This is a genomic window from Youngiibacter multivorans, assembly GCF_017873395.1.
Lineage (GTDB): Bacteria > Bacillota > Clostridia > Clostridiales > Clostridiaceae > Youngiibacter > Youngiibacter multivorans.
Genome location: NZ_JAGGKC010000015.1, coordinates 78,864 through 92,275, shown reverse-complemented (window position 1 = coordinate 92,275; position 13,412 = coordinate 78,864). Strand labels below are relative to the sequence as shown.

Here is a 13,412-nt window from a genome sequence, read left to right as displayed (position 1 = left end):
CCACCGCTTCCATTGTTTTCCTTGACCTTTTTCCAGGCTTCTGTAAGCATCCTGTCTCTGAGCATCTGCCCATACAATGAATGCCACTTGAGTTTTAACGGTTCATTTTTCATGAATTTCTCACCTCGTTTTCGCACTTCTGGTTCGTTTATGCCTCAGCATCGTTGCCTTTGCCATTACGATAAATCTGGCTTGAGCTACAAAAGGCAGATTCCCTTCGCATTCTCCATGAGTTTGGTCATCATGGTTACTTCGCTACTACGGAATCGTCTGACTACTCTGTACGCACCTACCACTTCGAATTACTCTTATAGGTATGTGCCCGTTTCCGGCTTGTACAGAGTTCTCGCGGGGTCATTGCTACGTCCTTCCTGACATGCCAACCACCTTCACACTACTGGTCCCGGATGTACAGTCAGCTCTTTATACATCCGATGTAGATTTCCCTGTTTTTCGCACGGTTATCAACCAGCCTTGCCGCAACATGTGGTTTACTTTTCGTTTCGGCCTGCCAGACCGCCTGTGGGCCTCTCGGCTTTCCACATCTCCTTCAGACCCAACCTCACGGTTACGCCATAGATTAGACTTCCTAATTTGCACTGACGCTCATAGGGGGAGACTTTCACTCCCGAGACCTCTCCGATTTCAGCATTCGTTCCATTCCGTTTATACCCTGTATCGTAAACATCATGCTTAATTCTGGAGATATAGTGAGACCCTGTAGTCTCATTATGTAGCAACTGCCCGTCGCGCAAAAAGCACCATGCAACGCATGATGCTCCGGTTAGTCGGTAACTGCCATGATCTTCTTCAGTGAAGGGATTTTTCTTAAATGAGCCATAATGAAATTTGCCGTGATACCTACGAATATGCCCGTACCGATACCAATGAACGTCAATACAGGCAGATAAAGCATAACTGTAATATTCTGCACTATATAGGACGCTACAAGAAGCTGTCCAATGTTGTGGCTTATAGCTCCAGCACCGGATACTCCGATTATGGAGACCTTGTCTTTCAGCAGGTTCTTGACTGCTGCCATTACAATAAGACTCAGCAGACCACCGCTTAAGCTGTACATCATCGACGACAGGTTGCCTCCGAAGAAGGTTGCCAGGAATACCCTTAGCAGGACCACCACCAGCGATGACTTGAATCCCAGGGTATATAGGGAAATTATTGTGAAAATATTTGCAAGTCCAAGCCTTGCACCCGGAACTCCTATGGGAAGGGGTATCATCCCTTCGACCACGTGAAGAACCAGAGCCTGCGCGACTATAAGCGCTATGAAAACCATCCTTGTTGTCTTGTTCATGCTACCCACCTCAATTCGTGGTAATATCGGTCTGGTCTTCATCCGGAACCGTACCCTTGATTTCAACCACTACCTTGTGAGGCAGGCATACTATCGTGTCACCAGGCTTGCTGGCAGCACCCTGGTATACACACACCTGGTCAGGACAGTCAGCTTCGAACATCATTACCTTCCCGTCAACTATCTGAAGAAGATTCATCCCAAGGTCCGTCTTAACAAGGATGTCCTCATTTCCGGTATGCCCTGTGAGCTTTATCGTCTTATATTCCTCACCCTGTACTGTCACTACAGCATATACTCCGTCAGCCTCTTCGTTTCCAGCCACTGTCATGGCGAAAATGCCTACCGGCACGAAGGATAGCAGCACGAAAAGTGCAATTATTATAATGTCCCATTTCTTAACTTTCATAATCATTCCCAATTTCGCCTTTAAGGCATATATTACTTTTCAACCCGTAAATTATAGCAGATTTAACAGGTCAATGGTACAGTATGCGATATAAAAATTGCTTAAAAATTCACAATCAGTGAAGATGAATTTGAAGTATTTCATTTTTTCTGGCTGAAACCCTCAAATGCTGCAAGGTAGCTTCCAATCATCATCAGCGCAAGGGCTGCCAGGAAGGTCGGAGACAATGGGTCTCGGAATACCGTATACGAGATAGCTGCTCCTATGAACGGCGCAACCGCGTAATAAGAGCTTGTCCTTGCTGCACCGAGGCCTCTCTGGGCATACACGTAAAGCCATATACTCATCCCGTAGGAGAAGAATCCAAGTACCATGGCATAGAAGACATAAACAAGCTCAGGAAATGAGTCCCCAATCAAAAACGCTACGATGAAAGAACCGACTCCTGATCCAAGACCTTTAAGCACAACCACCTGAAGCGGATCCTTGAGTGAAAGCATCCTGGTGCAGTTGTTCTCAAAGCCCCAGGCAGTGGCTGCCATAAGGACAAAGACAGAGCCGAGTGAGAAGCTCAAGCTGCCTTTTTCTCCCAATGAGAGCAGCATGCTCGCTGCAGTTATGACTGCTATCCCCTTCCAGAGCCTCTTCGAGACTGGTTCCCCGAACATGATGAAGGCTATGATTGCAGTGGCTGCAATCTCGAAATTGTTAAGCAGCGAAGCATTTGAAGCTGTGGTCATCCCAAGGCCAACCATTAGGAGTATAGGAGCTATGATGTCCAGAACTATCATGAGAGCCACATAGGTAAAATCACCTTTGTCCAGCTTCGTTTCCTTATGCCCGTTTTTAAAGTTTTTACGCAGCAGACCAACGAAGGACATGCCTATTCCAGCTCCCAGGTAAAGGAATGAAGCCATGAATACAGGCGTAGCCTCTGCAAGCAGAAGCTTCGATGCCGGAGCGCTTGCTGCATATAGAGCTGCAGCGGCAAAAGCCATCGCTGCATAGGGCGCCTTCACTCTCTCCATGGTTCCTCCATAATCCTACGGATTTACAGTTGTTTCATCCTCTATTGGATTTCCGTCATAATCACCTGTTACCGCTTCATAAGGGTCATCTATCTCATAATTGTATTTTCTTGCATATCCGGGATATTCAGCCTCAAGGATGTCCTTGAAATACTCCTCATACATCGCAAGCGCTACCGGAGCGACATATGATCCTCTTGTGCTGTCGTATATGACCACAGCAATAGCGATCTCAGGGTCATCAGCGGGTGCGTATGTTACATACACTCCGTAAGCGGACCTTCCGATGAAGGCCGAATCATTGCTTCGTACGCTGGCGGTTCCGGTCTTGCCTGCAGTAGCTATGGGGAAGTTCCTGAAGGTTGAATATGCAGTACCGCCAGGCTCATTAACTGCCCTCATGCTGTTTCTGACAGCTTCAAGGGTGCTTACGCTTATTCCTGTCTCTTCCAGGATTTCAGGCTGGTTTTCAAGAATAATGTTGCCTTCTTCGTCCAGCACCCTGTCAACCAGGGATGTCCTGTATCTTGTGCCGCCATTGGCTATGGTAGCGATGGAATTCGCCATCTGAAGCAGGCTTATCTGTGTATCACCCTGTCCCAGTGATGCTGAGATAACATTGACCGGGCTCCACATCTCATTGACCTTGTCGTATACGATATATTCAGCGATCTGATTAGCGTAGTAGCTTGCCTTTTCAACATCAGACCCTGCAGGCAGAGTGTCTATGAAGTCTTGGAAAAGCGGTGTCAGTACCTTGGAGAAGTCCTCTAGCTTTGGTCCCTTCCTTATGTTGGCATCATCAAGGCTGATATCAAGGGCATTCTTCACGGCATCCTTGATTGCCTGCTTTGCCTGGGCCATGGAATCCACGTCTGCATTGTCCACTCCGATGCTAATCGGTTTGAAAGCTGATCCGTTCCTTGCCTTTCCAGTATTCAGGAACTCGACCACTCCAAAGTTTATGAGTCTCTGGGTTATCAGCCTTTTGCCCTCATGATTGTATACATTGCTTTGGATGTTCTCGCTTATCTCGATTCCTGTCGTGCTGTGGGCAGGCTCTTCGGGATTGTGTCCGAGACCCAGCTTCCATGCCCATTCGGATATGGAGTTCAAGCCTCCATTCTGATATAGCCTGTAGCCAAGGTCTGCAAAGAACACATTGGATGACTTGGCCATGGCCTTGTTCAGCGTCAGCGAACCATAGGCCGAGCCTCCGTCGTTCCTTACCCTGTAGCCTCTTAGTGATGAACTTGTAAACGCGCCGCCGTCGAAAATTACTGTCGAAGGTGTTATGGCCCCTTCTTCAAGGGCTGCCACTGCCGTTATTGGTTTGAATGTCGATCCAGGAGGCGTTATGCCCTGGGTTGCGTAATTGAAGAACGGCCTTGCATAAAGGTCGTAAGGGTCCCTTCTCGTGCCGTCGGAATTGAACGGGAAAAGGTAGTCAACGCTTATTGTTTTTCCTTCCTTATCCTTAAGGTTAAGCCTCTTTATGAGGTCTGTCCCGAAAGCTTCATAGTCAGGGTTGAAATACTTCCTGTAGAGTTCAGGAGTCAGCCTTCCAGGTACTGCGAATATGTTGGGGTCGTAGCTCGGGAAGCTTGCTAAAGTCAGCACTCTCCCTGTCTTTACCTCAATTGCTACGACAGCACCTCTTGTTGCATTTGAGGAATCCGAAATATATCCGCCTGTCGTATGTATCCTGTTGGTTGTGGTAAGCTGCCCGGAAATCTCACTCAGGCCTTTTTCCGCTATGTTCTGAAGCTCCATGTCGATTGAAAGCTGCACAGTGTTGCCTGGATTGACATCCAGCCTGAAGAGCTCCTTGACGGTCCTTCCGTTCTTATCGACCTCAACCGTGCTTCCGCCCTTGCTTCCCTTCAGCCTGTCCTCATATGCAGCCTCAATACCGGATGCGCCGATATAGTCTACTGAGACATCGTAGCCCCGTTCCTCATACCTGTCCTTCTGGGCACTGTTTATCGGAGAGAGATATCCCAATACATGAGCCGCCATCTCACCGTATGGATAAAGCCTTATGGGCTCCGTGTCCACCTGTATCCCAGGAAGGTCAGACAGCTGCTGCATGAAGGTGAACGCGCTGTCCTCCTTCATGTTGTTTACGATCGTAACAGCCCTTGAGCCCTGGTAGCTCTCCATGGTTATGCTGTCCTTGATTTCTATGTAATCCCTGATTGCAGAATCGGAAAGCCTCGTGCTCATCAAAGCATAAAGCTCTTTTCCGCTCATCTTCGCATACTCCTTGTTCTTTTCGGAGCCATCCTCAAGGGCCTCGTATATCTTGTACTTCTTTATCAGATAATGGAAGGTGTCCTCTGCGCCGTAAGCGATCACCATGTCATCAAGCTGGTCTGTCTCCGCTTCATTGAGTTCGGATATCTTTTCCTTTCCGGTAGCAGCCATCAGTGTCTCATTGAATATCAGGGAATCTATTCCTCTGTCCTTTTTCCATCTTAGCTCAAGACGCCTCAGCCCTTCTGGAGTTTCAGATGAAAACTCAAACCTGAAAGGATCAAGCTTCAATTCGAACGAATCAGAAGCAGCCTCACCTGCCTTTTCAAGCAGTGAGTTTACCTTGTCTATGGTATTGTATATCTCTTTCCTCGCCTCGGCAGTATCCACATATACCAGATTATAGCTCTGTACAGATGTGGCAAGGATATTCCCCTCACTGTCGATGATATTCCCCCTCGGGGCTTTCTCGCTCAGGTTCTTTATGAACTCGTCATTGGCCCGTTCAGCATACTCTTCGCCCATTATCACCTGAAGAGTGGTAAGCCTTGCGATGATTACACTGAATACAGCGAGCATGACTATGAGCAGCGCGTTGTACCTGTCAAATTTCTTCTTTTTTCTATTCTTAAAATCCATATCGATCCTCTTGCTTAAATTTATACACATATCATACTACAGAAGCATTCTTGCTTAAACCTTAAGAAAAGATGAACTTTCCCTTTGGTGCCAGATTGAAAATGGCTTATGTCCTCCAATATTGTATAATCATCTTATAAGAATGCGATTTCAGACCTGATTAAGCCAGGCAGACAAGAAAATTAAGAAATATGTCATATACTGGCATCAATATATATCGGAGGTTCAAAATGGACAAACAGACAATACTGATCGTCGACGATGAAAAGGAAATAAGAGAGCTCATCGAAATCTATCTCGCAAACGAAGGCTACAATACACTCAAAGCCACAAATGGAGAAGAAGCGCTGGAGATGATCGCTAGTCACCATGTAGACCTGATTATCCTGGATATAATGATGCCCAAGAAGGATGGCATCCAGGCTACAATGGAGCTCAGGAAGACAAAGAACATGCCAATCATAATGCTTTCAGCGAAGACACAGGACATGGACAAGATCCATGGCCTCACTTCCGGAGCAGACGATTATCTGACCAAGCCCTTCAATCCCCTTGAGCTGATTGCCAGAGTCAAGAGCCAGCTAAGGAGATACTATGTCCTTAACAGTGAAAAACCAAGGAACGAGAATGTCCTGACCCTTGACGACATTACAATCAACATAGGAACCAGGGAGGTCAAGAAGGGCGAAAAGGACATCAAGCTTACAAAGACCGAATTCGACATGCTTGAGTACATGACAAGAAACGTTGGAATCGTGCTTTCAGTCGAGAAAATTTATGAGAACGTCTGGAAAGAGGAATTCCTTGAGTCCGAAAACACCGTAATGGTACACATCAGGAAGCTCAGGGAAAAAATTGAGGACGACCCAAGGAATCCAAGGTACATCAAGACAGTCTGGGGAGTAGGATATAAGGTTGAGAAATAAGCAGAACAAGGCTCCTGCAAATAAAAAGGCATCGAGGTCCGACAGGTTCTTCAGCCTTATAGACGGTATCATCCGGGACAGGATTTCAAGCAACATCCAGCTTGAGCTTATTTTCGCTGTAGCGATCTGCCTCGTGTCAGCTTTCATCGGCTATAACGTCACCTATAAGATGACAGAAAGAACCGTTGAAACCTCCCATATCTCCTACGACAGTGGTATCGAGAGCATCAGGGACTCCGCCTATGATATAGCAGAAAGGATGATAAACGACTTAAGGTACAAGGATGAGTCAGAAATAACTGACGAAATGAGGAGTAATGTCAGGTATCCGTCTGAGAACAACCCGCTGGCCAAGCAATTCGACCTGGATCAGGCGATGAAGAACCTGATTGAAGATTTTTCAAGGGTCGAAAATTTGAAGGTGATGGTTACCGACCTCAATGGTAAAATCCAGTTCAAGACCGAAGGTGTATCAGAAGTCAGTCTGGATATCTTCGATGTGCTCAAGAACAGCTTTGATGTTTCGTATTCCGGATCCACCACCGTCTACCATAACCCCGGAACCCCTCAGAATCCCGCACAGGAAATGACTTTGGTCTATCCAATGAATTTCCTGAATGAGGACAGGTATCTAATTGTAAAGGCGGCTCCTGCTGCTGTGGTAGATACCACTTTAAGCTATGTATACAATACGTCAATCGCCCTGTTCGCTGCGCTTGTATTGTTTGTTGTCATGTTCCTTATAATAACCAGGAGGAAAATGGATTACATCCAGCAGCTTTCTGATACGGTAAAAGTCATTTCAACCGGAAACTTCAAATACAAGGCTCCGGTCAAGGGCAACGATGAGCTTACAAACCTGGCTAAAAGCATAAATTCAATGGCAACGGACATAGATGTAAGAATCGAGGAAGAGCGCAAGCTCGAGCAAATGAAGAACGACCTGATCACGAACGTGTCACATGACCTGAGGACTCCTCTTACTTCCATAATCGGGTACATCGAGCTCGCAAAGTCTGATTCCATATTACCTGAGAAGCGGAAGGAATACATCGAGATCGCGAGTTCCAAGTCGCTGAGGCTTAAGGAGCTCATTGAGTCCCTTTTTGAATACTCGAAGCTCGAGAGTCCTGAACACAAGCTCAACATCATGAATGTAAGCCTCAGGGAGCTCATAGAGCAGCTTGTGGAGGAGATGATACCTCTTGCAGAGGAATTCGGGCATACTCTGGAGAAGTTAATGCCTAAGGCGGATGTCATAATTGAAGCTGATGTGCAGCAGATAGTCAGACTTTTTGAAAACCTCATAACCAATGCAATCAAGTACTCGACAGAAAAGTTACCGATCAAGGTCTCGCTATCCCTTGAAGAAGGTGCTTCCTTAGCAAGGGTTTCCGTTGAGAATTCTGTCGGAGACATAGAGGAATCAGAGATACCCAAGATGTTCGAGAGATTCTACCGCCTGGACAAGTCAAGGTTTTCCGGGAATGGCGGCAGCGGTCTCGGTCTTGCAATATCAGAAAACATAGTCAAGATGCACTCCGGCAGGATAAGCGCACGAAAGACAGACCATAACACTCTTGTAATAACCGTGGATCTTCCGGTCAGATTCTACCCAGGCCCGGTCACAGCATTCTAGTGAAAGCACTGTGACTTTGAATTTTACGAGTTTTGCATTATAATGTAATAGATTACAATATCAGAGCAATGATAAGGGGGAAAGAAATGAAGATAAACAAAGTGCTTAACATGAAATACATCTTCATATACCTGTTCCTCATCCTGATCGCAGTATTCACTAAAGAGTATTACAAGAGCGGCAAGAAGCCGGAGCTTGGCTACTCCATAGTATTTCTTCTCATGGGGCTTTCCATAGCGGCATTCTACATTGTGAAGGACATGATATACAACCCGTCAAGGATGAACTACAGGAACATAATCATGGAAAAGGCTCTGTTCAACCACAGAGGCAATATACTTAAGGAAGTTGACTCGGTGCCCCTGCATAAGGACTTCATTGCACTATATCTCGGAAGGAACAGTGAAGACCCTTATGGAGCCACAGTTTCAAGTCTTCAGGCAGTAAGGTACAAGGGCACAAGGATGGTTGACTCCCTCTTCGTCCCGATAGAGTCCAGGGACCCTCTTTATGAGAAATACAGCCTGTCTATCGGAGAAGCATTCGCTAAGTTCATAAAATTTGCTGATACGATGCCTGTTGTCACATACAACCAGCCATTCATGCATACGTACATCAACATCAAGCTGGACAAGGACATCCAGCTTACCTACCTTGATGCGATGAAGATGAGCAAGGATATCTATAACATGTACAACGAACCAATAAAGAAGCTGACAAAGCATCTCAGGCTGATCAACCTTGAAAAAGACAGGCTTGCCGGAGCAAAGACAGTCGGTGCCATATACCTGGACTACATGTATACCCTTACTGTGTTCAAGGCAAAGGAAAAGAAACGCCTCCAGAAGCTCATGAAGGAAAAGTCCGGAGGTGGCGTAAAGCTATTCCAGATCCCGGCAAAATCCAAGAAAAGCATTCAGGAAAGCAAGGAGCAAATCGCAGAAACTGAACATGTATCAGGAAACTGACCAAGGATGTGATTGATATGAAGAGACTCTTCATCATATACCAGGGAAGGGTCCAGGGGGTTGGCTTCAGATATTTCGTCTACAGGGCCGCTTACCTCATGAAGCTGACAGGTCATGTCAGGAACATGGACAATGGAAATGTGGAGGTGGAAGTCCAGGGTCCTGATGACCATATCTCAGTCTTTCTCGACACAGTCAAGGGCGGGAACGGTTATTCCAGGATCGAGAATTATTCGATGAAGGAGATACCCCTGAAGCCCAATGAAAAATCCTTCGATATAACCTATTGAGCATTAAGGCCTCCTGAATAAGGAGGCCTTCCGTTTTATTTTTCACAAAGTTTTTTCCCCATGCGCCCCAACCGAATACATCTATTTTGAGGCAATGCACTATCACTGGAAGTTGCGCTAAATTAAGAATGACTATATAATGATTGGAGCAAGGTTTGGATATCAATTTGAAATTCCAGATGGAATAGCGCCAGAACCGGCTAACTTAAGCCGGTTGACGAGGATGGAGTAATCGAAAGTTCGGCGGATGCTCCACGGTATGCACTACCGCAAAGCTCCCTCAAATACCGGAGGCGACTTCGGGGACAAAGGGGATCAGGTGCCCAGACCTTTCTTAATAAAATTAAGGAAGGATGTATTGTCATGTGTGGAATTGTCGGTTATTTAGGAGGCAAGGATGCTACGGATGTCCTTGTACACGGTCTCTCCAAGCTCGAATACAGGGGCTATGACTCGGCGGGCATCGCTGTGCCGGAGGACGGAAAGATCACTATCGTAAAGACTAAGGGAAGGCTTAAGAATCTTGCTGAAAAGCTGGAGACGGAGCCTGCCCACGGACATCTCGGGATAGGCCACACCAGGTGGGCTACCCACGGTGAGCCTTCGGATGTTAACTCACACCCCCACTGCAGCAACAACGACAGGATTTCGGTCGTTCACAACGGTATAATCGAAAATTACATGGAAATTAAAAGCTGGCTGGCTGATAAGGGGTATACGTTCCTATCGGAGACAGATACTGAGGTCATACCTAATCTTGTCGACCACTACTTCGACGGATGCCTGCTTGAAGCAGTCATCAATGCGACACAGAGACTAAAGGGAAGCTATGCACTCGGAGTCATATCCCTTGACGACCCGGACAAGATTATAGCGGTCAGGAAAGACAGTCCTCTCATAATCGGACTTGGAGAGAACGAGAGCTTCATCGCCTCGGACGTTCCTGCCATACTCAATTACACAAGGGAAGTAGTATATCTTGATGACATGGAATTCGCAGAAATTACCGGTTCAGGCATCAAATACTACAACGCCAACCTTGAGCCTGTTGAAAAGTCAGCTACTACAATCACCTGGAATGCGGACTCTGCAGAAAAAGGCGGATTTGACCACTTCACGATAAAGGAGATCCATGAGCAGCCCAAGGCTCTCAGGGATACCATGACATCGAGGATAGTCGCTGGCCAGAAGGTCAAGCTTGACGACATCACAATTACAAAGGAAATGCTTGAAAGCTACTCAAGGATCTACATAGTAGCCTGCGGTACGGCATACAATGCCGGAGTTGTCGGCAAGACAGCCATCGAATCACTGGCAAAGATCCCTGTAGAGGTTGATGTAGCATCCGAATTCAGATACAGAGACCCGATAATAGACTCAAGGACACTCCTCATAGTCATAAGCCAGTCCGGAGAGACTGCAGATACTTTGGCGGTCCTTCGCGACTCAAAGAAAAAAGGCGCAAGGGTCATCGCCATTACGAATGTGGTCGGAAGCTCGGTTGCAAGGGAAGCTACAGATGTGTTCTACACCTGGGCAGGACCTGAAATAGGCGTAGCCTCGACAAAGGCATACCTCACCATGCTGATCGCTGTGTATACCATAGCCCTGCATTTTGCAGAGCTTCTTGGAACCATGACCGATGAGGAGACTGATGTGATAAAGAAGGAGATGCTTCTTCTTCCGGACAAGGTTTCAAAGGTCATAGAGCAGAAGGAAAACATACAGAAGTTCGCACTTAAGATCCATGGCGAGAAGGATGTGTTCTTCATAGGAAGGGGCCTTGACTATGCTGTTGCCATTGAGGCTGCCCTCAAGCTCAAAGAGCTCACATACATCCATGCGGATGCTTATCCTGGTGGAGAGCTTAAGCACGGTCCAATAGCCCTTATCGAGAAGAACACCTCTGTGCTTGCATCACTTACACAGAGAAGCCTTATGGATAAGATGCATTCCAACCTCAAGGAGGTAACCTCCAGAGGCGCAAAGGTCATGGTAGTTACATACGAGAGCAACAAGACTGTAGACAGTTTCGTTGATACGGCGGTGCACATACCGGAAACAATTGACCTGCTTGCACCAGTACTTGCAGTCGTGCCAATGCAGCTCCTCTCCTACTACGTCTGCTCCTTCAAGGGCCTGGATGTTGACAAGCCGAGGAACCTCGCAAAATCAGTTACAGTAGAATAGTAAACAGCACCCCGGAAAAATTCTGATATGCTCCCTTTATGAGAGACAGTGAAAAAGAAAAACACTGTTAATCATGAAGGGAGCTTTTATTATGTCTCACAGGACAAAGGGATCTCCAGAAGAGAAGGTAGCTATCATACAGAGATACCTGAGTGGAGAAATATCTGCAGCAATGGCTTCCGAGGTGGCAGGAGTAAATCGGAAGTCGTTTAGAGAATGGGTCCGTCTATACAAACAAGAAGGACCTACTGGATTGCTCAACACAGGGAAGAACCGTGAATATAGTCCAGAACTGAAAAGAGATGCTGTGGAAGCTTACCTTTCAGGGGAAGGCAGCTATTACTCAATCTGCTTAAAATTCAAAATTCGCTCAAGTTGCCAACTACGTAATTGGATAAAGTTGTATAATAGCGGCAAGAAACTCAGAAGAGAGAGTGGAGGAAGCCGCATGAAGAGTTCACGGAAAACTACCCTGGAAGAGCGTGTTCAGATTGTCAAGGATTGTATTGAATCCGGATACGACTATGGATCAATTGCAAAGAAGTACAACGTCGGATATCAGCAGGTCTATACTTGGGTTAAGAAATATGCCGAGAAGGGCGATTCCGGCCTTCAGGACCTGAGAGGACGCCGTAAAAAGGACCAGGAGGCTCGAACTCCTGAAGAAGAAGCTAAGATAACAATAGCAAAGCTGGAGCATGAGAACTATATGTTGAGGATGGAACGAGACCTGTTAAAAAAATTGGAGGAATTGGAGAGGGGGGATGCCTTTCGCAAATAAGGCAGTGGAAACTATATACGACCATACAGGAGTGTAATAAAGAATCCAAATATCCCATAGATAGCTCGTGTGAACTACTTGATGTATCCAGATCTGCCTACTATAAATGGGCTAGTCACAAGATCTGCTCACGAGAATTGGAAAATGAGCGTATCGCTGAGCTTGCCGAAAAAATCCACAGAGAAAGTCCAGACAAGGGTTATCGCAGAATTCGAGATGACCTGAGCCACTATCATGGTATCGAGATATCCGACAAGAAAGCACTTCGTATTTGCAGGGGCAAAGACATTAAATCCACCATCAAGTACAACAGTCATGGCTGCACTCGAAATGCAGCAAATCCACAGCATATTGCAGAGAATATCCTGAATCGAGAATTCCATGCGGATAAGCCCAATGAGAAATGGCTGACGGATGTCACTGAATTCAAGTACTATGTTGGCATTGTAGTGCACAAAATTTACCTAAGTGCTATTTTGGACCTGTATGACAGAAGAATTGTCGCCTATAGAATCTCTGATCGTAATGATAACACGCTGGTGTTTGAAACGTTTGATAGAGCGGTAAGGGCTAATCCTGATGCAAATCCCCTATTTCATAGCGATAGAGGGTTTCAGTATACAAACCGAGTATTCTACCATAAGCTTATGGAGGCTGGTATGACACAGAGCATGTCTCGCGTAGGCCGTTGCATCGACAATGGTCCTATGGAGGGATTCTGGGGTATCTTGAAGCGCGAAAGATACTATGGCAAAAGGTTCACCGCTCGTGAAACGCTTGTACAGATGATCGAAGACTACATTGTATACTATAACACGAAGCGCTTGCAGCGGAATCTAGGAGTCATGACACCATTAATGAAGAACGAACTGTATTTTGCTACCTAAGAAAACCGCAAATCTCGGAAGCTAAAGCACCCTTGATTTGCGGGTAATCCAGTGCGTAGGCACTGTCAAATCTCTTGTTTTATT

11 protein-coding genes are annotated in these 13,412 nt (G+C 46.3%); 7 read left to right on the top strand and 4 right to left on the bottom strand.

The window, feature by feature from the left end; all coding sequences use genetic code 11:
- Positions 1-784 precede the first annotated feature (784 nt).
- The 4 genes from J2Z34_RS09875 to J2Z34_RS09860 form a co-directional block, all read right to left on the bottom strand.
- Positions 785-1,315, bottom strand: a complete 531-nt coding sequence (locus tag J2Z34_RS09875; RefSeq protein ID WP_209459695.1) for a Gx transporter family protein — start codon at positions 1,313-1,315, stop codon at positions 785-787.
- 10 nt (positions 1,316-1,325) lie between these two features.
- On the bottom strand, positions 1,326-1,724 hold the full coding sequence (locus J2Z34_RS09870; RefSeq protein ID WP_209459694.1) for a NusG domain II-containing protein: 399 nt from the start codon (positions 1,722-1,724) through the stop codon (positions 1,326-1,328).
- A gap of 140 nt (positions 1,725-1,864) precedes the next feature.
- Positions 1,865-2,752 carry a DMT family transporter gene (locus tag J2Z34_RS09865; RefSeq protein WP_209459693.1) on the bottom strand — a complete coding sequence of 296 codons (888 nt, stop codon included), beginning with the start codon at positions 2,750-2,752 and terminating at the stop codon, positions 1,865-1,867.
- A 15-nt stretch (positions 2,753-2,767) separates the two neighbouring features.
- Entirely contained in the window at positions 2,768-5,647 is a 2,880-nt protein-coding gene (locus J2Z34_RS09860) for a penicillin-binding transpeptidase domain-containing protein (RefSeq protein ID WP_209459692.1), read from the bottom strand.
- A 230-nt stretch (positions 5,648-5,877) separates the two neighbouring features.
- Here J2Z34_RS09860 and J2Z34_RS09855 point away from each other — a divergent pair, with 230 nt between their 5' ends.
- The 7 genes from J2Z34_RS09855 to J2Z34_RS17600 all read left to right on the top strand — a co-directional run bounded on the left by J2Z34_RS09855 (position 5,878) and on the right by J2Z34_RS17600 (position 13,328).
- Positions 5,878-6,573, top strand: a complete 696-nt coding sequence (locus J2Z34_RS09855; RefSeq protein WP_209459691.1) for a response regulator transcription factor — start codon at positions 5,878-5,880, stop codon at positions 6,571-6,573.
- Complete coding sequence (locus J2Z34_RS09850) at positions 6,563-8,212, top strand: sensor histidine kinase (RefSeq protein WP_209459690.1); 1,650 nt, start codon at positions 6,563-6,565, stop codon at positions 8,210-8,212. The genes J2Z34_RS09855 and J2Z34_RS09850 overlap by 11 nt, the downstream gene beginning before the upstream one ends.
- A gap of 86 nt (positions 8,213-8,298) precedes the next feature.
- Complete coding sequence (locus tag J2Z34_RS09845) at positions 8,299-9,180, top strand: hypothetical protein (RefSeq protein WP_209459689.1); 882 nt, start codon at positions 8,299-8,301, stop codon at positions 9,178-9,180.
- A gap of 17 nt (positions 9,181-9,197) precedes the next feature.
- Positions 9,198-9,470 carry an acylphosphatase gene (locus J2Z34_RS09840; protein WP_209459688.1) on the top strand — a complete coding sequence of 91 codons (273 nt, stop codon included), beginning with the start codon at positions 9,198-9,200 and terminating at the stop codon, positions 9,468-9,470.
- A 363-nt stretch (positions 9,471-9,833) separates the two neighbouring features.
- A complete protein-coding gene (glmS, locus tag J2Z34_RS09835; RefSeq protein ID WP_209459687.1) occupies positions 9,834-11,660 on the top strand; it encodes a glutamine--fructose-6-phosphate transaminase (isomerizing) in 1,827 nt (608 codons plus the stop codon).
- Positions 11,661-11,733: 73 nt separating this feature from the next.
- Positions 11,734-12,441 (top strand): helix-turn-helix domain-containing protein, encoded by a 708-nt coding sequence (locus J2Z34_RS09830; protein ID WP_209459686.1) that lies wholly within the window; start codon positions 11,734-11,736, stop codon positions 12,439-12,441.
- On the top strand, positions 12,402-13,328 hold the full coding sequence (locus J2Z34_RS17600; RefSeq protein ID WP_342453149.1) for an IS3 family transposase: 927 nt from the start codon (positions 12,402-12,404) through the stop codon (positions 13,326-13,328). The genes J2Z34_RS09830 and J2Z34_RS17600 overlap by 40 nt, the downstream gene beginning before the upstream one ends.
- Positions 13,329-13,412 lie beyond the last annotated feature (84 nt).